The 19990-nt window shown below is 70.6% G+C and carries 17 protein-coding genes; 7 read left to right on the top strand and 10 right to left on the bottom strand.

Going from position 1 to position 19990, the window contains the following annotated elements; all coding sequences use genetic code 11:
- The first annotated feature begins 153 nt into the window (after positions 1-153).
- The 3 genes from NFC98_RS14140 (at position 154) to NFC98_RS14130 (ending at position 3379) form a co-directional block, all read left to right on the top strand.
- The gene (locus NFC98_RS14140) at positions 154-1356 is read left to right on the top strand and encodes a TRAP transporter substrate-binding protein (RefSeq protein WP_254275562.1); all 1203 of its coding nucleotides are present in this window, start codon (positions 154-156) and stop codon (positions 1354-1356) included.
- Positions 1357-1466: 110 nt separating this feature from the next.
- Positions 1467-2063, top strand: a complete 597-nt coding sequence (locus tag NFC98_RS14135) for a TRAP transporter small permease subunit (protein WP_254275561.1) — start codon at positions 1467-1469, stop codon at positions 2061-2063.
- Positions 2060-3379 (top strand): TRAP transporter large permease subunit, encoded by a 1320-nt coding sequence (locus tag NFC98_RS14130; protein ID WP_254275560.1) that lies wholly within the window; start codon positions 2060-2062, stop codon positions 3377-3379. The genes NFC98_RS14135 and NFC98_RS14130 overlap by 4 nt, the downstream gene beginning before the upstream one ends.
- Before the next feature lie 107 nt (positions 3380-3486).
- On the opposite strand, the gene NFC98_RS14125 is transcribed toward NFC98_RS14130, so the two are convergent.
- The 10 genes from NFC98_RS14125 to NFC98_RS14080 all read right to left on the bottom strand — a co-directional run bounded on the left by NFC98_RS14125 (position 3487) and on the right by NFC98_RS14080 (position 15731).
- Positions 3487-4179: a hypothetical protein gene (locus NFC98_RS14125; RefSeq protein WP_254275559.1), complete on the bottom strand. Its 693-nt coding sequence runs from the start codon at positions 4177-4179 to the stop codon at positions 3487-3489.
- 90 nt (positions 4180-4269) lie between these two features.
- Positions 4270-4989 carry a response regulator gene (locus tag NFC98_RS14120; RefSeq protein WP_254275558.1) on the bottom strand — a complete coding sequence of 240 codons (720 nt, stop codon included), beginning with the start codon at positions 4987-4989 and terminating at the stop codon, positions 4270-4272.
- The gene (locus tag NFC98_RS14115; protein ID WP_254275557.1) at positions 4986-6422 is read right to left on the bottom strand and encodes an ATP-binding protein; all 1437 of its coding nucleotides are present in this window, start codon (positions 6420-6422) and stop codon (positions 4986-4988) included. The genes NFC98_RS14120 and NFC98_RS14115 overlap by 4 nt, the downstream gene beginning before the upstream one ends.
- Positions 6419-9520 carry an efflux RND transporter permease subunit gene (locus NFC98_RS14110; protein WP_254275556.1) on the bottom strand — a complete coding sequence of 1034 codons (3102 nt, stop codon included), beginning with the start codon at positions 9518-9520 and terminating at the stop codon, positions 6419-6421. Before NFC98_RS14110 ends, NFC98_RS14115 begins: the two co-directional genes overlap by 4 nt.
- Complete coding sequence (locus NFC98_RS14105) at positions 9517-10779, bottom strand: efflux RND transporter periplasmic adaptor subunit (protein ID WP_254275555.1); 1263 nt, start codon at positions 10777-10779, stop codon at positions 9517-9519. The genes NFC98_RS14110 and NFC98_RS14105 overlap by 4 nt, the downstream gene beginning before the upstream one ends.
- A gap of 105 nt (positions 10780-10884) precedes the next feature.
- Complete coding sequence (locus NFC98_RS14100) at positions 10885-11811, bottom strand: lysine exporter LysO family protein (RefSeq protein WP_254275554.1); 927 nt, start codon at positions 11809-11811, stop codon at positions 10885-10887.
- A gap of 119 nt (positions 11812-11930) precedes the next feature.
- Positions 11931-12641 (bottom strand): hypothetical protein, encoded by a 711-nt coding sequence (locus NFC98_RS14095; protein ID WP_254275553.1) that lies wholly within the window; start codon positions 12639-12641, stop codon positions 11931-11933.
- A gap of 166 nt (positions 12642-12807) precedes the next feature.
- Positions 12808-14154: a nicotinate phosphoribosyltransferase gene (locus NFC98_RS14090; RefSeq protein WP_254275552.1), complete on the bottom strand. Its 1347-nt coding sequence runs from the start codon at positions 14152-14154 to the stop codon at positions 12808-12810.
- A complete protein-coding gene (locus NFC98_RS14085) occupies positions 14151-14717 on the bottom strand; it encodes an isochorismatase family protein (protein WP_254275551.1) in 567 nt (188 codons plus the stop codon). Before NFC98_RS14085 ends, NFC98_RS14090 begins: the two co-directional genes overlap by 4 nt.
- A 78-nt stretch (positions 14718-14795) precedes the next feature.
- Positions 14796-15731: a glyoxylate/hydroxypyruvate reductase A gene (locus tag NFC98_RS14080; RefSeq protein WP_254275550.1), complete on the bottom strand. Its 936-nt coding sequence runs from the start codon at positions 15729-15731 to the stop codon at positions 14796-14798.
- A gap of 260 nt (positions 15732-15991) precedes the next feature.
- Between NFC98_RS14080 and doeA the strand changes: the two genes are divergently transcribed.
- The 4 genes from doeA to NFC98_RS14060 all read left to right on the top strand — a co-directional run bounded on the left by doeA (position 15992) and on the right by NFC98_RS14060 (position 19967).
- Positions 15992-17191 carry an ectoine hydrolase DoeA gene (gene doeA / locus NFC98_RS14075; protein ID WP_254275549.1) on the top strand — a complete coding sequence of 400 codons (1200 nt, stop codon included), beginning with the start codon at positions 15992-15994 and terminating at the stop codon, positions 17189-17191.
- A 200-nt stretch (positions 17192-17391) separates the two neighbouring features.
- Entirely contained in the window at positions 17392-18405 is a 1014-nt protein-coding gene (gene doeB, locus NFC98_RS14070) for a N(2)-acetyl-L-2,4-diaminobutanoate deacetylase DoeB (protein WP_254275548.1), read from the top strand.
- Positions 18406-18421: 16 nt separating this feature from the next.
- A complete protein-coding gene (locus NFC98_RS14065; RefSeq protein WP_254277852.1) occupies positions 18422-18898 on the top strand; it encodes an Lrp/AsnC family transcriptional regulator in 477 nt (158 codons plus the stop codon).
- 199 nt (positions 18899-19097) lie between these two features.
- Positions 19098-19967, top strand: a complete 870-nt coding sequence (locus NFC98_RS14060; protein WP_254275547.1) for a carbon-nitrogen hydrolase family protein — start codon at positions 19098-19100, stop codon at positions 19965-19967.
- Positions 19968-19990 lie beyond the last annotated feature (23 nt).

Raw genomic sequence — 19990 nt, 5'->3', positions numbered from 1 at the left:
CCGCTGAAATCGCTATACCTAAATAACCGAATGGTGACAGGAGTGACGCCCGGGATGGCGTGATCACCGCAGGATGCCTCGGGACTGGAACGACCCCGCCGGGCGGGAAACCACGGCGGGGCGAATACAACGACAAGATTTCTGGAGTAACCGATGGCTCACGACAAGACGCCCGCCACCCCGGAGGTGGCCACTCAGGCAACCACCCCCGAGACCCCGACGCCGGCCAGCACCTCGCGGCGCCGCTTCCTTACCGGCTCCGCCGCCGCGGTCGGGGCCGGTGCCGCCGCGGCAGTCGGCTTCCCCAGCATCGCGGTGGCTCAGACCACCACGCTGCGCTTCCAGAGCACCTGGCCCAACCAGGACATCTTCCACGAGTTCGCCTCGGACTATGTGCGCATCGTCAACGAGATGTCCGGCGGCCGGCTGCGCCTCAACCTGCTCCCGGCCGGGGCGGTGGTGGGGGCCCTGCAGCTGCAGGACGCGGTGATCTCCGGCGCGCTCGATGGCGGCCACGGGGTGACCGCCTACTGGTACGGCAAGCACAAGGCCTTCTCGCTGTTCGGCACGCCGCCGCCCTTCGGCTGGGACGCCCACCAGTTCCTCGCCTGGTACTGGACCGGCGGCGGCAAGGAGCTCTATGCCGAGCTGCTGGAGATGCTGGAGCTGCCGCTGGTGGGCTTCCAGACCGGCCCCATGCCCACCCAGGCGCTGGGCTGGTTCAAGGAGCCGATCACCAGCGCCGATGACCTTCGTGGTCTCAAGTACCGCACCGTGGGGCTGGGTGCCGACCTGATGAACGAGTTCGGCGCGGCGGTCACCATCATGGGCGGCGGCGACATCGTGCCGGCCATGGACCGCGGCCTGCTCGACGGCGCCGAGTTCAACAACCCCTCCTCGGATCGCCTGCTCGGCTTCCCCGATGTCAGCAAGACCTGGATGCTGCGCAGCTATCATCAGGACTGCGAGGCCTTCGAGATCATGTTCAACAAGAACAAGCACGACAGCCTCCCCGAGGAGTTCCAGGCGATCCTCGAGTACGCTGCCAAGGCGGCCTCGTCGGAGATGTACTGGAAGGCCATGGAGCGCTACCCCCGCGACCTCAACGGCATGCGCGAGGAGCAGGGGGTGCGGACCTACATCACCCCCGACTCGGTGCTGCAGGCGCAGCTGGAGGCCTGGGACGCGGTCATCGAGCGCGAGTCCAGCAACGAGTTCTTCAAGAAGGTGGTGGACCACCAGCGCGAGTACTGCGAGCGGGTGGTGGGCTTCCACCTGGAGGGCAACACGCCCAAGGAACCCGCCTACCAGCACTTCTACGGCAAGTCGCCCACCGACACCTCCACCCTCCTGTAGCGGAGGCCGGCGGTTGCCGCCGGTCCCGTTCCTCCCGGTGCCAGGAGGGCGCCGGGTCCTCGTTGCCGCCGTTCCTCCGGAGGAGGGGCGGCGGCCGGTGAGAGGCTGTCATGCGCTTCATCTTCATGATCGATCACCTCAGCACCTGGGTGGGCAAGACCTTTGCCTGGGCGATCCTGATCCTGACCTTCGTGGTGAGCTACGAGGTCTTCATGCGTTACGCCCTGGGGGCCCCCACCACCTGGGCCTACGACACCAGCTACATGCTCTACGGCACCCTGTTCATGATGAGCGGGGCCTATGCCCTGGCCCACAACGCCCACGTGCGGGCCGACGTGGTCTCGCGCTACTTCGCCCCCCGGGTACAGGCGGGGTTCGAGCTGGCGCTCTACCTGCTGTTCTTCTATCCGGGGATCCTCGCCCTGATGTGGAGCGGCTGGGACTTCTTCGCCATCTCCTTCCGCCAGAACGAGCACAGCTCCTTCACTCCCGGGGGACCGCCGATCTGGCCCTACAAGTTCGTGATCCCCGCCTGCGCCGCCTTCCTGGCGCTGCAGGGCGTCGCCGAGGTCGCGCGCTGCGTGCTCTGTCTGAAGCACGGCCAGTGGCCGCGTCGCCTGGGTGACGTGGAGGAGATCGCCATTCCGGTCAACAAGGAGGCCGAGATCAAGGCCGCCCAGCAGGATTCAGGGGAGACGCGTCAATGAGTGAACCGGAAATCGGCATCCTGATGCTGGGCATGCTCGTCATCCTGATCATGCTCGGCTTCCCCATCGCCTTCACGCTGATCGCCATGGGCATCGGTTTCGGCTACTTCGCCATCGGCGACATCATCTTCCCGCTGCTGGTGCAGCGCGCCTACGGCGTGATGTCCAACGACGTGCTGATCGCCGTGCCGCTGTTCCTCTTCATGGGCTACATGGTGGAACGGGCCAACATCCTCGACCGGCTGTTCTCCAGCCTGCAGCTGGCGGCCCGCGGCATGCCCGCCTCCCTGGCGGTGGCCAGCCTGATCACCTGCGCCCTGTTCGCCACGGCGACGGGCATCGTCGGGGCGGTGGTGACCCTGATGGGCCTGCTGGCGCTGCCGGCCATGCTCAATGCGGGCTACGACAAGCGGATGTCCAGCGGGGTGATCTGCGCCGGCGGCTGCCTCGGCATCCTGATTCCGCCGAGCATCATGCTGATCCTCTACGGCGCCATGGCCGGGGTCTCGGTGGTGCGGCTCTACGCGGCGGCGCTGATCCCGGGGCTGCTGCTGGCGGGGCTCTACATCGCCTACGTGATGGGCCGGGCGATGATCAACCCGAAGGTGGCGCCCAAGCTGTCCGCCGAGAAGCTCGACGTTCCGCTGGGGCAGGTCTACTGGGGGCTTCTCACCTCCTTCGTGCCGCTCTTCGTGCTGATCATGTCGGTGCTGGGGGCGATCCTTTTCGGCCTGGCCACCCCCCACGAGGCGGCGGGCATCGGGGCCCTCGGCGCGATTCTCCTGGCGGCCATCTACCGGCAGCTGACCTTCGCCCGGCTGCGCGAGGCGGTATTCCTCACCGCGCGCACCAGCGCCATGGTCTGCTGGCTGTTCGTCGGCTCCTGGATCTTCTCGTCGGTGTTCTCGCTGCTCGATGGCCACTCGCTGATCGAGCACTGGATCAGCGGGCTCTCGCTGACCCCGCTGCAGTTCCTGCTGCTGGCCCAGCTGATGATCTTCATCCTCGGCTGGCCGCTGGAGTGGACCGAGATCATCATCATCTTCGTGCCGATCTTCCTGCCGCTGCTGCACATGTTCGGCATCGACCCGCTGTTCTTCGGCGTGCTGGTGGCGTTGAACATCCAGACCTCGTTCCTGACGCCGCCCATGGCGATGTCGGCCTTCTACCTCAAGGGCATCGCGCCCAAGGGGATCCAGCTCGGCGACATCTTCATCGGCATCGCTCCCTTCCTGCTGATGGTGTTCGTGGCCATGTTCATCCTCTACATGGTGCCGGGCATCGTCTTCTGGCTGCCGGGCGTGCTCTACGGCTGAGGCCCGGAAACGACCGGACCCGGCGCATGGCGCCGGGTCCGGGGAAGTGGCTTCTCGACATCCGCCGCCGGCCTGGGCCGGCGGCATTGCGTTTCAGTGGCCGTGCTTCAATCGCCGCGCTTCTCGCCATAGCCGTGGTAGGGCTTGCCGTGACCATGGCCATAGCCGCGATCGCCGCGCTGCATCATGGTCTCGCGCAGCTCCTCGAGCTGCTCGTCGGTGAGCAGCTCGGCCAGGGCGGCCCGGTGCTCGTCGCGCATCTCGCGCATGGCGTCGCGGCGCTCGCGGCGGGAGTCGAAGTCGCGGTCGCGCAGCTCGGCCATGTCGGCGTAGATCGCCTCGCGGGTCTCGCGCAGGGCCTCGCGCTCCTCGTCGGAGAGGCCCCACTCATCGACCAGCGCCTCGAGGCGCTCCTGCATGCTGGCGCGGCGCTGCTCCCTCATCTCGGTGCGACGCTCCTCGCGCATCTCCCGGCGGGCTTCCTCCAGGGCGGCGCGCTGCTCCTCGTCGAGGATCTCGGCGAGGCGCTCCTGATGCTGCTCGTGTAGCTGGCGCATCGCCTCGCGGTGCTCGCTGCGGGCCTCGTCCAACGCCTCGCGGGTCGCCTCGTCGATGCCGGCGCGCTCGAAGAGCGCCTGGCGCTGCTCGGCCCGATACTCGGCGCGGGCCTCCTGCCACTGCTCGCGCTGTTCCGCCGTCCCCTTGCCATGGTGGGCGGCGGTGGCGGAGAGCGCCAGCGGGGCGATGGCGAGGGCCAGCAGGGCGGGGGCCAGCAGCTTGCGGGAAACGGTCATCTTCATGGGGCACTCCTTCAGGCCTGGGGTTGACGGTTTCAGTCTCCCCGCACCGGGTGCAAGGGGGGTGCACCGACGGTGCAAAGCTCGTGCAGGTCACTCCTCGGGCTGGTACTTGTAGCCCACCCCGTAGACCGAGCGGATCACCTCGCGTTCCGGCCACACCTCGCTGATCTTGCGCCGCAGCTTCTTGACGTGGCTGTCCACGGTGCGCTCCGAGACGATGCGGTGGTCGCGATACATGTGATCCATCAGCTGGTCGCGGGAGAAGATCCGCCCCGGGGCGTGCATCATCACCTTGAGCAGCTGGAACTCCACGGCGGTCAGCCCGAGGTCCTGGCCATCGGCCAGGGCCCGCCAGCCCTCCTCGTCGAGGACCAGGTTGCTACCGCCGGCTGTCGCCGGGTCGCGGGCCGCCTGGCTGCGCCGCAGCACCGCCTTGACCCGGGCCACCACCTCGCGGGGGCTGAACGGCTTGCAGATGTAGTCATCGGCGCCCAGCTCCAGGCCCAGCAGGCGGTCCACCTCCTCGACCCGGGCGGTGAGCATCACCACCGCGATGGCCGGCCAGCGCTGGCGGATCTCGCGGCACAGGGTCAGGCCGTCGGTGCCGGGCAGCATCAGGTCGAGCAGCACCAGGTCGGGGGCCTCGCCCTCCTGCCTGGCGCGCTCGAGCCAGGGCAGCACGGCGTCGCCATGCTCCAGGGGGTGGGTGGTGAAGCCGCTGCCCTCCAGGTAGTCGGCCACCAGCCGGGCGATCTTGGGTTCGTCCTCGACGATCAGGATGCGTTGGGTGACGGTGTCCTGCGGGCTCATGCCTTCTCCTCCTTGAAGCGGTCGTCATCGAGTCGTGGAAACGCCAGCGACCAGCATAACCCACCCAGCGCGGAGCGCGACGCCTCCATCCGGCCGCCGTGGGCCTTGACCAGGGCCGCAGCGATGGAGAGTCCCAGGCCGCTGCCGCCGCTGGCCCGGTTGCGCGACCCCTCGACGCGGTAGAGCCGCTCGGTGAGCCGCGGCAGGTCGGGCTCACCCACCCCGGGGGCGCTGTCCTCCCAGGTGATGCGGACCTCCGCCGGCGAGCCGGCAAGGCGCACCCGCAGCTGCCCCGGGGCCCGGGTATAGGCGCAGGTGTTGTCGAGCAGGTTGTTCCACAGCTGGCGCAGGCGCTGGACGTCGCCGCGAACCCAGGCCTCGCCCGGGATGTCGGCGTCCAGTGCGATGCCGCTGTCGGCGAGCCACCCCCCCGCCTCGTCGAGCCGCTCGGCGAGGCTCTCGGCCAGGTCCAGCGGGGCGAGCTGGACCTCCAGGGCCCCGGCGTCGCTCTGGGAGAGCAGGCGCAGGTCGGCCACCAGGCGCTCGAGCTGGCCCACCTCCTGGGCCAGGGAGTGCAGGCTGTCCTGATCCAGACGGCGGATCCCGTCCTGCATCGCCTCTATCTCGCCGCGCAGCACCGCCAGCGGGGTGCGCAGCTCGTGGGCGATATCCGAGACCCAACGGCTGCGCGCCTCGCGGCTCGCCTCCAGGGTGGCGGCCAGCACGTTGAAGTCCCGGGAGAGCCGGGAGAGCTCGTCGCGCCCCTGCTCGGGGAGCCGGGTGCTGTAGTCGCCCTCGGTGAGGCGGCGGGTGGCCAGGGCCATGCTGCGGGTGCGTCGACCCAGCCACCAGGAGAGGCCGCCGGCCAGCAGCAGCGAGGCGACCCCCAGCGACGCGACGATGATCGCCAGGTTGCGCTGCTGGCGGGAGAGGAAGATGCGGTCCATGCGCGCCATCAGCTGCTCCGGCGGCCGATAGCCCAGGGTGCCGACCCGCTCCCCCTCGTGGAGGATAGGCAGCCAGCGCAGGGTGGCGGCCTCCTCCTCGTCGTCCGGCGGCAGGCCGATCACCGGCAGGCCCGCGGCGTCGTGGAGCACGAAGTCCTTGGGGTCGCCCAGGCGGCGTTCGATGCCGTGGGGCGGCGGTCCCGCCCCGGGCCACAGCTGCTGGCGGACCAGGCGCTGCCAGGCCGAGGGCGAGACGCGCAGCCACTGCCAGTCGCCGCGGCGCGCCCACTCCTCGCCGAGCCCCTCGGCCAGGGTCTCGGCGCGGTTGGCCTGGGTGGTGTCCAGGTACTCTAGGAAGCCGCGGTCGAGGCTGCGCGAGACCGCCAGGAAGACCAGGCCCGAGATGGCCACGTTGACCACCAGGATCACCACGAAGAGCTTGATGCCCAGCCGTGACACGGCGGGGCGGGGCAGGCGCAGGCTCATGAACGGGCCTCCTGTGGGGTGACGCTGCGGCCGCCGAGGCGCTCGCGGAGCCCCTCCAGCATCAGGTAGAGACAGGGTACCAGCAGCAGCAGGATCAGGGTGGCGAAGAGCATGCCGAAGCCCAGCGAGATCGCCATGGGAATGATGAAGCGGGCCTGGCGCGAGGTCTCGAAGATCATCGGGGCGAGCCCCAGGAAGGTGGTCAGGGTCGTCATCATGATCGGGCGCAGGCGCCGGACCGCGGCGGCGACGATCGCCTCCCGGGCGGCCATGCCCTCGCGGCGACGGCGGTTGGCATGGTCGATCAGCACCAGGGCGTCGTTGATCACCACCCCGGAGAGCGCCAGCATGCCCATCAGGCTGATCACCGAGAGCCCGAAGCCCATGATCAGGTGGCCGGCCACCGCGCCGATGAGGCCGAAGGGGATGGCGGCCAGCACCAGCAGCGGCTGCAGGTAGCTGCGGAAGGGGATCGCCAGCAGGGCGTAGAGGGCGACCAGGGTCAGCCAGGCGGCGCGGGTGAGCGCCGAGACGTTGTCCGAGGCCTCCTGCTGGCGCCCGCCGGGGGTGATCTCGAGCCCTGGCCAGCCGGCCTGCAGGGCGGGGAAGACGTCCCGCTCCAGGGTGGCCATCACCTGGTTGAGGGCGGCCTCCTGGCTGGCGTCGGCGGTGACGGCGATGATGCGTCGGCCGTCGATGCGCTGCAGGGTCGTGGCGGCCTGGCCCAGCTCGATCTCGGCGACCCGCGCCAGGGGTACCTGGCTACCCTCGGGGGTGCGGACCGGCAGCCGGTGAAGGTCGGCGAGGCTGCGGCGCGCCTCGGCGGGCAGGCGCACCTCGACGCTGATCTCCTGGCGGCCGACGAACTGCTCCAGGGCGGTGATGCCCTGCAGGGGGGCGCGCAGCTGGCCGGCCAGGTCGGCGCCGGTGAGCCCCAGCGCGCGCCCCTCCGGCGACAGGCGCAGCTCCAGCTGGGGCTTGCCGTCGGCCAGGCCGCTGTCGATGTCGGTGATCCCCTCGAACTCACCCAGCGCCTCGGCCAGGCGGGTGGCTGCCCCCTCCAGGGCGCGGCTGTCCGGGTGGGAGAGGCGCAGGGTCAGGGCGGCCCCGGCGCCGGGACCGCCGACGTCGGACTCGAAGCGTACCGCCTGGGCGCCGCCGAACTCGCCGGCCAGGCCTCGCCACTCGCGGGCCACCCGGGAGGGCGGCCAGGCGTCGAGGCTCTCGCCGGCCAGGGTAAGCTGCACCGTGAGCCGGTCGCCGTCGATCTGCGCGCGGCTGGCGGTGAACGCCGGGCCGTCGTCGCGGGCCGCCAGCGCCTCGGCGGCGTCCAGCAGGCGGTCGCGGATGGCGCGGTCGTCGGCGATGGGGCTGCCCACCGGCAGGGTCACCGTGGCCTGGACCCGGTCCGACTCCACCCGGGGCATCAGCGAGAAGCCCAGCCGCCCGCTCATGGCCCAGGCCAGGGCGACCGCCAGCACCGCCACGGCGAGGCTGACGGTCAGCAGCCGCTGGTCCAGGCAGCGCTCCAGGAAGGGGGCGAAGTGCTGCCGGGTGACCCGCGCCAGCCATCCCTGCAGCCCCTGGCGCAGGCGGTCCAGCGGTCGGCGCCAGGCGGGGGCCTCGCGTCCCCCGGCGCGGTGGGCCAGGTGGGCGGGCAGGATGAACAGCGCCTCCAGCCAGGAGGCCAGGAACACCGTGACCACCACCAGCGGCACCACGGCGAAGATCATGCCCAGGAAGCCCGGCAGGAAGAGCAACGGCAGGAAGGCCACGATGTTGGAGAGGATGGCGAAGCTGATCGGCACCGCCATCTCCCGGGCGCCGCGCACCGCGGCCTCGCGCAGGGAGTGGCCCTGCTCCCGGTAGCTGTGGATGTTCTCGCCGACCATGATGGCGTCGTCCACCACGATGCCCAGCGCGATGATGAAGGCGAACATCGACATCATGTTGATCGAGACGCCGAACCAGGGCAGGAAGAGCATCGCGCCGAGGAAGGCGGTGGGGATGCCCAGGGTCACCCAGAAGGCCAGCCGCGCCTCGAGGAACAGGCCCATCAGCACCAGCACCAGGGCCAGGCCCAGGAAGGCGTTCTTGAGCAGCAGGTCCAGGCGGTCGCGATAGACCTCGGAGCTGTCCCGGGAGACGCTGAGGCTCACTCCCTCGGGCAGGCCGGCCCCCAGTCGCTCCAGCTGGGCGTGGACGGCATCGGAGATGCCGATGGGCGTCTGGTCGCCGAGCTGGTAGACCTCCAGGGAGAGGCTCGGCTCGCCGTTGTAGAGCACCTCACGGTCGGTCTCGGCGAAGCCGCGCTCGACCCGGGCGATGTCGCCCAGGCGCAGCTGGCCGCCGTCGGGGGTGCCGAGGATCGGCAGCGCCGCGAACTCCCGGGCCTCGTCGCGGCGCCCCTGGTAGCGGATCAGCCACTCCCCCTCGTCGGTGGTCAGGCGGCCGCCGGCCAGGTCCAGGGCCTCGTCGCCGATGCGGCCCGCCAGCTGGCGGTGGTCGAGGCCGTGGCGCTGCATCGCCTCCTCGTCCAGCAGCACCTGGATCTCGCGCTCGCGGTTGCCGGAGAGCTCCACCCGGGAGATGCCCGGGGCCGCCTGGAGCTCGGCGCGCACCTCCTCGGCCAGGTCGTGGAGCAGCGGGTCGTCCACCGCGCCGTGGAGCTGCAGGCTCATCACGCTGCGCGAGCGCCCGGCCAGGCCGAAGCGAGCCGGGTCGGCGGCCGCCGGCAGCGTGGTGATGGCGCCCACCGCCTGCTGGATCTCCTGATAGACACGCATCACCTCCACGCCGTCGATCAGGGTGGCGGAGACGCGGCCGGCCCCCTCGTTGGCGGTGGCGGTGAGTTCGTCGATGCCGTCCACATCGGCCAGGGCCGCCTCCAGGGGGAGCAGCAGGCTGCGCTCGACCTCCTCGGGGGTGGCGCCGGGATAGCCGATGGCGACGGTGATGATCTCCAGCTCGAAGTCGGGAAAGACCTCCTTCTTGATGGTGGTGGAGGCCAGCAGGCCGCCCACGATCAGCAGGATCATCAGCAGGTTGGGGGCCACCCCGTGATGGACCATCCAGGCGATGGGGCCGCGGCGCATCATCGGCGCTCCTCCCCGGGCGAGAGGCTGGCTGCCCCGGCCGGGCGTTCGTCGACCGGGGGGCGGGCGCGCAGCGCCATGCCGGTGCGGGGCTGGCCCAGCGGCGAGGTGATCACCCGCTCGCCGGCGGCCAGGCCCTCGGCCACCAGCACCTGGCGGTCATCGCGGTGCACCACCCTGACCGGCCGGCGCTCCAGCCGGTCCCGGTCATCCAGCAGCCATGCCTCGTCACCGGGCCGCAGGGCGGCGGCCGGCAGGGCGATCAGATCGTCGCGTTCGCGGGTCGCGAAGGTCAGCCGCACCACGTCGCCCAGGCGCAGCGCCGGGGCGCCCCGGTTCTCCTCGGCCATCGCCAGGGGGTCCTCCACGGCGACCAGCAGCTGGGCCTGCAGGCCGTTCTCCTCCAGCGCCGGTAGCACCGAGAGCAGCTCGCCCCGCCGCCGGCTGTCGGCGGGCCAGCTGCGGCTGGTCAGGGTCACGGGGCTGCCCGGGGCCGCCTCGGTGGCCGGTGTCAGCCAGGCCAGCGCCTCGCCGGGCAGGGAGGCGCGCACCCAGAAGCGCGACACATCCACCAGGTGGACGAGCTCGGTGCCGCTGCCGACCTCGCTGCCCTCGCCGAGCAGGCGCTCCTGGAGCATGCCGCGCCACGGCGCCCGCAGGGTGGCCCGCTCGAGATCCAGGCGGGCGCGGTCGCGGGCGGCCCGGGCCCGGGCCACCTCGGCCTCGGCGCTCCTCAGCTGGGGCTCGCGCAGCACCAGGGCGCGCCGCTCGGCCGGCAGCTCGCGGCCGAAGCTCTGGTACTCGGCCTGGGCGCGCTGCTGCTCGCCGCGCTCCATGGCGAGCGCCGCCTCGGCCTGGGCCAGCGTCGCCTCGGCCTCGCGCAGGGCCAGGGCCAGGTCGTCATCGTCGAGCCGTGCCAGCGGGGCCCCGGCCTCCACCACCCTGCCGGGAAGCGCTCCGGGGGCGAAGGCCTCCAGCCGGCCGGCCACCCGGCTGGCCAGGCGTGCCTCGCGCTCGGCCACCACCCGGCCGAAGCCGTGCAGCTCGGGGGCAACGGGGCCGGGTGCCACGACCAGGGTCTCCACCAGGGGAGGCGGCGCCTCCACCCGGGGGCGGCGCTCCACGCCCGGCGGCTGGGTCATTAGCCAGCCGGCCAGGGCGAGGCCGGCCGCCAGCACCAGCAGGGCCAGCAGGGGGCCGAGGCGAAGTCGCCCGCGCTGGCGGTTCGGGCAGGGCGCGGTAGGGAAGAGGGGGCGACGCATGGGCGACTCGGGCAGGAGGACGGAGTCCTTAGCATCGCCGCTGGCGATGCAGTCAATGGTCATGAAATGTGCAAGCCCCGTGCAAGCCCGGGCGTCGGTCCGCGGTCACAGCGACAGGAAGAAGAGGATCAGCGGCGGCGAGAGCAGCGAGAGGAGGAAGCCCGAGACCACCGCCACCGGCACGCAGGTCACCCCGCCGTGCTGCTGGATCACCGGCAGCGTGAAGTCCATGGAGGTGGCGCCGCCGTAGCCGATGGCCAGGGCCGCCCGGCGGCGGATCACCAGCGGGATCAGCACGAAGGCCAGCAGTTCCCGGGCCAGGTCGTTGAAGAAGGCCACGCCGCCCAGCAGGGGGCCGAGCTGGTCGCCCACCAGGATGCCCGAGAGCGAGTACCAGCCGAAGCCGGCGGCCAGGGCCAGTCCCTCGGTGGCGCGCAGCGCCAGCAGTGGGGCGGCGATCAGCCCGCCGACCAGCGAGGTGGCGGCGAGGGTCAGGGCGATGGCCAGGCCATGGCGGTTGAGCAGGATCTGGCGCAGCGGCATGCCGGAGTTGCGCAGCTGACAGCCGATCAGCGCCAGCAGGGCATAGAGCACCCACTCGGCCAGGGTCTCGGCATGCCCGTGCAGCGCCTCGCCGACCAGCCGCCCGCCGGCCAGGCCGAGCAGCACGCCCAGTACCACCACCCCGACCAGGGCCAGGGAGCCGCCCATGGCGGCGAGCTTGCTCACCGGCGCGCCGGGCACCACCCGGCTGGGGTCGGCGCGCAGGGCGAGGCGGCTCGACAGCCACCACAGGCCGGCCAGGTTGCAGGCCGTGATCACCAGGAACAGGGCCAGCGCCTGCCCGCCCATGCGTGACAGCTGGCTGGCCAGGTCGTCCAGCCCGGCCAGGCCGATGCCCATCAGCAGCAGGATGACGTAGACCGAGGCGTTCACGCCGCGGTTGATCAGTGCCATGGCCCCGACATGGCGAACCGGCACCAGGTAGCCCAGCACCAGGGGCAGCAGGACGATCACGAGTCCGCTCAGCATCGAGATTCCCTTCCCTTCACGATGACCGCCGCCGGCGGTCGAAAGCCCGCTACTCTAGCAGCCCGGCGGCCGGAAGGCAGGGCCTCGGTCGAGGAGGGCGCATTGATGCGTCGCGGGGATCACTCGCCGAGGGAGAGGTGGGTCAGGGAGAGGCGGCTACGGCGCTCGCCGTCGCGGTGGTAGTCCACGGCCAGCAGCAGCCCGGGGAGTTCGGGGTGGAAGCGGAACACCAGACGACGCTCCGGCTTGCCGGGCTCGGTGACCTCCACCGCCACGGCGTCGAACTCGCCGGCGGGCAGCGATACGGCCTCGGGCCCCGTCACCCGGTACTCCATCCGCTCCTCGCGGCCGCGGTGGTCCTGATAGCGCAGGGTGCAGGTGGCCGTGCAGTCGCCGCTCAGCGCCCGGCGGGAGAGCTCGAAGAGCGCCGCCTGGCGGTCGGGAAGCCCTTCCAGCTCTCCGGGGGCGAGGCGGTAGTCACCGCCGAAGCCCAGCAGCGAGTAGCCGCTGGCGTACTGCAGCGAACGAACGCCCCCCTCCTTGACCAGGAAGCGGCTCTGCTCCTCGCCGCGAGCCACGGCGATGGCGGCGCTCATCCGGCTCTGCCAGGAGCCGCCGTCGCGGGAGAGGCGGTGTTCGACCTGGGTGCTGGGCCAGCCGCTCACCTCCAGGCGGTAGCGGGCGTCGAAGGGTCGGGGGGCTACCCGGAGGGTATTCTCCGCCGCCGGCCACGCCTGGCGATAGGCGGGGTCCGGCGCCGCCGGGGCCTGGGCCGCGGCGACCAGCGGCAGGCAGAACAGCAGGGCGGTCAGCAGGCGTCTGGGGGGCATGGGGCATCCGTATCGCTGGGCGAGTTCAGAGCGGTGGACCCGCCGGCCGGGCGCGGGTTCCGGCATGGGGAGAACTTGCATATTCACCCCGCGGGGCGGCAGGCCCATGGCGGGACCGCACCGCCGCGTCCCTGGGCGGGCCGCGGCGGCAGTGTCACGGCGGGGCTCAGCTGCCTGCCTGCAGGCGCTGGAGCTCGGGGCTCAGGTCGACGGGATAGCCGCCGTCACCCGGGGCGAGCCGCCGCAGGGCGTCCGGCAGGCGCTCGAGACTCTCCCGTACCCGCTCCCGGGCCTCGTCGGCCCTGGCCATCTCGTCATCGTCGAGCCGTCCCGCCCGGACCAGCGGGCGCAGCAGCGGCTCCCCGTCGATGCCCGGCTCGTCCCGCAGGGCGATGACATCGCCGGCATAGCGGCCGTCGGCGTCCCGCCGGCGATAGAGCTGCTTGCGACACGGCAGGTTGATCTTGCCGGGAGAGTGCTTGACCCGCGGAGTGCCGGCGTACTCCACCAGCTTGTAGGAGAGGTCGATCACCGGGGCGTCCGCCGACACGCCCATCTGGGTGCCGACGCCGAAGGCATCGATGGGGGCGCCGTCCTCGAGCAGCGTCTCGATCTGGTACTCGTCGAGCCCGCTGCTGGCGACGATGGTGATGTCGTCGTGCCCGGCCGCGTCGAGCAGCTCGCGGGCGCTCCTGGCCAGCTCGCCCAGGTCGCCGGAGTCGAGGCGGATGGCCCTGACGCCGACCTCGGGCTCCTCGCGCATGATCTCGATCACCTTGCGCACCCCCTCCAGGGTGTCATGGGTATCCACCAGCAGGGTGGTGCCGGGATAGTGGCGGGCGAAGGCCCGGAAGGCCTCACGCTCGTCGTCGTGGGCGAGGATATAGCTGTGGGCCATGGTGCCGCTGAGCGCCAGGTCGTGGCGCAGGCCACCCAGCACGTTGCTGGTGCCGGCCAGCCCCGCGCTGCGGTAGGCCCGCACGCCGCGCACCGCGGCGTCCACGCCGTGCATGCGGCGCATGCCGAAGTCCACCACCGGCCGGCCCCGGGCGGCGATCACCAGGCGCACCGCCTTGGAGGCGAGCACCGTTTCCAGCTGCACCAGGTTCATCACCAGGCTTTCGAGCAGCTGGGCCTGGGCGATGGGGGCCTCCACCTCCATGAGCGGCTCGTTCTCGAACACCGGGGTCCCCTCGGGCAGCGTCCAGATGTCGCCCTCGAAGCACCAGTCGGCCAGCCAGTCGAGGAAGCCCGCGTCGAACAGGCCGGTGCCGGCCAGGCGCTCGAGGGCCGTGTCGCCGAAGCGCAGTTGGCTCAGCAGCGCCGCGGCATGCTGCTGCCCGCAGGCCAGCATGAAGCGCCGGGTCGGCGGCATCTGGCGGAAGAACAGGCTGAAGGTGGCCCGCTCCAGCATCGCCTCCTTCCAGTAGGCCTGGGTCATGGTCAGCTGGTAGAGGTCGGTGAGCAGGAGCAGCTCGTCATCGCCCACCCGCGGGGAGATCGGTGCCTTCATGGGCGTACCTCGGCACCGGCCTCGGTGAGTTCGCGCCGGCACTCGCTCGCGGCGTCCGGGTCCACCGCGGCGGAGAGGCCCTCCAGCAGCAGGGTGGCAAAGCCCTCCCGGCGGGCCTCCAGCACCGTGGCGCGGACGCAGACGTCCAGGGCCAGGCCGCAGACGATCACCCGCGCGATGCCCTTCTCCCTCAGGTAGCCGCCGAGCCCCGTGCCGTCGAAGGCCGAGTAGGCGTCGGCGTCGAAGGCGGTGGCCTTGCTGACGCGTATGGTGTCGGCCTCCAGCGCCAGATCGGGATGGAAGGCGGCCCCTTCGGTGTCCTGGACGCAGTGCACCGGCCAGGGGCCGCCGCGATGGGCGAAGCTCACATGGTCGACGGGGTGCCAGTCGCGGGAGGCCACCACCAGGGCACCGGCCGCCCGGGCGGCGGCGATCTCGGCGTTGATGCCCGGCACCAGGGCCGCCCCGCCCGTCACGGCCAGCGCGCCGCCCTCGCAGAAGTCGTTCTGCATGTCGACGACGAGCAGCGCGTCGCCGGGGCCGTAGTCCACGTTCATGCTCATCGCGCACCTCCTCGGAGGTTGTCGGGTTCACCTGCCTTCAGCGTAAGGCCTTCCCGGTGCTTGTTGTAGCGGCAGGGCTCAGTAGCCGGCGTCGGGGTCGACGGTGTCCTGCGCCTCGCCCGCCTCGAAGGCGCGCAGCGCCTCGGCCACCTGGTCGAGGGCCGCCCCGAGGGGCGTGGGCCCGGCCATGTGCGGGGTGACCCAGACGCGCGGGTGGGACCACAGCGGACTGTCGGCGGGCAGCGGCTCCTCGGGGAAGGCATCGAGCAGTGCGCCGCGCAGCCGCCCCTCGCCCTCGCCATTGCCGAGTGCCTCGAGCAGCGCGGCCTCATCGATCAGGGTGCCGCGGCCGGGATTGATCAGGCTGGCCCCCTCGGGCAGCCGCGCCAGGGCAGCGGCGTCGATGATCTGGCGGGTCGCACGGGTATCCGGCAGCAGCAGCACCAGGCTCCTCACCTGGCCGAGCAGCGCCTCGAGGCCGTCATCGCCGTGGTGGCAGGTGATGCCGTCGAGGGATTTCGGCGTGCGGCTCCAGCCGTGCACCGGGAAGCCGTCGGCGGCCACCATGGCCGCCACCTTCGCGCCGATGGCGCCCAGCCCCAGCACCCCCACCGGCCAGTCGGCCTTGTCCATCACGGCGTGTTCGCGCCACTCTCGGCGAGCCTGCTGACGGCGGTAGCGGTCGAAGTCGCGCTGGAAGTGGAGGATGCCGTAGCGCACGTAGTCGCCGATCAGCTCCGCCATGCCGGCGTCGCGCAGCTTGACGATGGGCACCCCCGCGGGCAGCCCGGGGTTGCCCAGCAGGGCATCTACCCCGGCGCCCAGGTTGACGATGCCCTTGAGGGCCACGGGCTCGCGCAGCAGGTCCCCCGGCGGCTTCCAGACCGCCAGGTAGTCGGCCTCGCGCCGCTGCTCGGGCGGTGCCGCGGCGGTGATCACCTCGGCCTGTGGCAGTCGTTCGGCCAGGGCGTCGCGCCACTGCTCGGCATCGTCGATATGTACCAGTACCTTCATGTCGCCTCCCGGGGTCGTCGTGCCCTTCATCATGGGAGCGGGCGAGGCTGTGAACAAGGGTGTCGGATGATAAGGAAATGCTTGACCGCCTACCGTGGGTTGGCAGTAACCTCCACCCATGGGGACCCTCCCCACTGCCTGGTGCGACTGACCGGCTTGCGCCCCGATCAGGCATCTCGTCAGTGACCCGTCACCCTGGCCCGGCCTTCTCCCCATCAGAGAGGGCCGATTTTCTTGATGTTGCGATGGCGAGTGGCCCAATGACCCAGGTAAACCTGCCCTTCACTCGTGAGGAATATGCCAGCCGCCTGTGGAAGGTGCGCGCCGAGATGGCCAGTCGAGGCATCGACGTGCTGATCATCAGCGACCCTTCCAACATGGCCTGGCTGACCGGCTATGACGGCTGGTCCTTCTACGTGCACCAGTGCGTGCTGCTTGGCCTGGAGGGCGAACCGGTCTGGTATGGCCGGCGGATGGATGCCAACGGGGCGCTACGCACCTGCTGGATCGATCCGGACAACATCACCTACTACCCGGACTACTACGTCCAGAATCCGGACATGCACCCCATGGACTACCTCGCCCAGTCGATCATGCCCGATCGCGGCTGGCACGAGGGCGTGGTGGGCATGGAGATGGACAACTACTACTTCTCCGCCAAGGCCTACCAGAGCCTGCTGCGCGAACTGCCCCACGCCCGCTTCATGGACGCCAACTCGCTGGTCAACTGGTGCCGGGCGATCAAGTCGCCCCAGGAGGTCGAGTACATGCGGGTCGCGGCGAAGATCGTCGAGGGCATGCACTCGCGGATCCTCGAGGTGATCGAGCCCGGCCTGCCCAAGAGCAAGCTGGTCTCCGAGATCTACCGGGTGGGCATCGAGGGCTGGACGGATGCCAGCGGCAAGGTCTTCGGCGGCGATTACCCGGCCATCGTGCCGATGCTGCCCACCGGCAAGGATGCCGCCGCGCCCCACCTGACCTGGGACGACACCCCGTTCCGCGAGGGCGAGGGCACCTTCTTCGAGATCGCCGGGGTCTACAAGCGCTACCATGCGCCGATGTCGCGCACGGTGTTCCTGGGCAAGCCGCCGGCGGAGTTCGTGCGCGCCGAGTCGGCGCTGCTCGAGGGCATCGAGAACGGCCTGGCCGTGGCCAAGCCCGGCAACCGCACCGCGGACATCGCCATGGCGCTGGGCGCGGCCATGGACAAGTACGGCTTCGACCGCGGCGGCGCCCGCTGCGGCTATCCCATCGGCATCAGCTACCCGCCGGACTGGGGCGAGCGCACCATGAGCCTGCGCCCCTCCGACGAGACCATCCTGCAGCCCGGCATGACCTTCCACTTCATGCCCGGCCTGTGGGAGGACGACTGGGGCCTGGAGATCACCGAAAGCATCCTGATCACCGAGACCGGCTGCGAGACCCTGGCCAACTTCCCGCGCCAGCTCTTCGTGCGCTGACCTCGATACACCACCCAAGGAGGGGCGCCGGGGACGAACCGAAGAGGAGGTCTTTTGCCAGGGAAGGCAAAAGTAGCTTACAGGGAAGTATTCACAGCGCCTCCTCGCAGGCTTGTCGCCGGAACAGCCCCGTGTCGGGCCGCCATTCGTCGCGAGAATGGAGTCTCGAAAGACCTGTACAAGAACATGGAGACCAGCCAATGACCAAGCGTCCCAGCCCCATCAGCGCCACCGTCGACTTCGACGCCGACGGCGTCCAGCACGGCTTCCTCAAGCTGCCCATCTCGGTGGACGACTCCGCCTGGGGGGCGGTGATGATCCCGGTCACCGTGGTCAGGAACGGCGAGGGCCCCACGGCGCTGCTCACCGGCGGCAACCACGGCGACGAGTACGAGGGCATCACCTCGCTGCTCAAGCTGTCGAGCCAGCTCAAGGCCGAGGAGGTGACCGGCCGGGTGATCATCGTGCCCTGCATGAACACCCCCGCGGTGATGGCCGGCAAGCGCACCTCGGGCCTCGACGGCGGCAACCTCAACCGCAGCTTCCCCGGCGACCCCGACGGCACGGTGACCGAGAAGATCGCCGACTACTTCACCCGGGTGATGGTGCCCATGTGCGACGTGGTGCTCGACCTGCACTCCGGCGGGCGCACCCTGGACATCATCCCCTTCGGCGCCTCCCACGTGCTCGAGGACGCCGAGCAGCAGCGCCAGGCCCTGGCCGGTGCCAAGGCCTTCGGCGCCCCCTATGCCATGATGATGTTCGAGCTCGATGCCGCGGCGTTGTTCGACACCGCGGTGGAGAGCCAGGGCAAGGTCTTCGTCGCCACCGAGCTCGGCGGCGGCGGCACCTCCACCCCCGAAAGCATGGCGATCACCGAGCGTGGCGTGCGCAACTTCCTGATCCACTACGGCCTGCTCGAGGGCGAGGTGGAGATGCCGGCCGAGCCTCAGGTCTACCTCGACATGCCCGACGCCAGCTGCTACGTGCAGAGCGAGCACTCCGGCGTGCTGGAGCTGGCCTTCGCGCTGGGCGAGCGGGTCGAGAAGGGCGAGGTGGTGGCCCGGGTCTACGACATGACCCGCAGCGGCACTCCCCCGGTGGCGTACCACGCCGGGCGCAGCGGGGTGCTGGCGGCACGGCGCCATCCGGCGCTGGTCAACATGGGCGACACCATCGCGGTGATCGCCGATGTCGTCGACTCCCTGGGATGAGGCGGCCGGCATCACGATGAAACTGGACCGCTATGACCTGAAGATCCTCGAGATCCTCTCCCGGGACGGCCGCATCACCAAATCGAAGCTGGCCGAGGCGATCAACCTCTCGGTCAGCCCCTGCTGGGAGCGGGTGCGTCGGCTCGAGAAGGCCGGGATCATCGAGGGCTACAGTGCCCGCATCAATGGCGCGGCGCTGGTGCGCCGCACGCCGGTGTGGGTGCAGATCGAGCTCAAGCAGCACAATGCCGAGAGCTTCGCCCGCTTCGAGGCGCTGGTGCACGCCACCCCGGAGGTCACCGAGTGCGTGGCGGTGGGCGGCGGCGTCGACTATCTGATCAAGGTCGAGGCGGACACCGTCGATGCCTACCAGCGCCTGATCGACACCTGGCTCACCGGCGAAGCTGGCATCGAACGCTACTTCACCTATATCGTCACCAAGACGGTCAAGCGCCCCGAGCCGGGCTTCTCCCGCGACGACTTCACTTCCTGACTTCGGCCGACGGGGGTCAACGAAATATCAGCGTTGATTCCCTGTGAGTGCGATGTGGCTTAAGCTGGTACCGAAAGGCGAGCACGGGCTCGCCAGCCGGGCGATCTTGCCGGCACGCTCCTCAGGTGCCGGACATGCGGGATGTATCCCCGACAGCGCCCTGGAAGTTTTCGAGATCGCCTGACGCAGAGAGACCAAGATGTCCTACTTCACGATTGCCGGGGTGCAGATGCATGCCCTGCACCATGGCGACAACACCGAGGCCATGCGCCACCGGGTCGACGTGCTGATGAGCCGCTTCCCCCAGGTGCAGATGGTCCTGTTCAGCGAACTGATGCCCATGGGGGCTTCGCCCCACCATGCCCAGCCGATGCCCAGCCACGCCGAGCAGTTCTTCTGCGAACTCGCCGAACGCCACCGCATCTGGCTGATTCCCGGCTCGATGTTCGAACAGACCGACCAGGGAATCTACAACACCCTGTCGGTGATCAACCCCCGCGGCCAGGTCGTGGCCCGCTACCGCAAGATGTTCCCCTTCCTCCCCTACGAGGCGGGCGTGGAGAGCGGCACCGAGTTCGTGGTCTTCGACGTGCCCAACGTGGCGCGCTTCGGCGTCTCGATCTGCTACGACATGTGGTTCCCCGAGACCACCCGCACCCTGGCGGCCATGGGCGCCGAGGTGATCCTGCACCCGACCATGACGGATACCATCGACCGCGACATCGAGCTCTCCATCGCCCGCACCAACGCCGCGGTCAACCAGTGCTACTTCTTCGACATCAATGGCGCCGGCGCCATCGGCAACGGCCGCTCCATCGTCGTCGGTCCCTCCGGGGATGTCATCCACCAGGCCGGCACCGGCGAGGAGGTCATGCCCATCGAGGTGGATCTCAACCGGGTGCGTCGCGAGCGCGAGACCGGGCTGCGCGGCCTCGGCCAGCCGTTGAAGAGCTTCCGCGACCGGCGCGCCGACTTCACGCTCTACCGCAGCGAGACCGGTTCGTCGCCCTTCCTCGACACCCTGGGGCCGCTGCAGAAGCCGCTGCGCGCCGACGTCGAGGAGTACTGACCCCCGCTGCCCGCCCGGCAGCG

Origin of the sequence: Halomonas sp. 3H (genome assembly GCF_024206005.1) — a bacterium.
GTDB classification, from domain to species: Bacteria; Pseudomonadota; Gammaproteobacteria; order Pseudomonadales; family Halomonadaceae; genus Halomonas; species Halomonas campaniensis.
The sequence above is the reverse complement of the archived record's forward strand: the minus strand, read 5'-3'. Positions and strand labels throughout refer to the sequence as shown.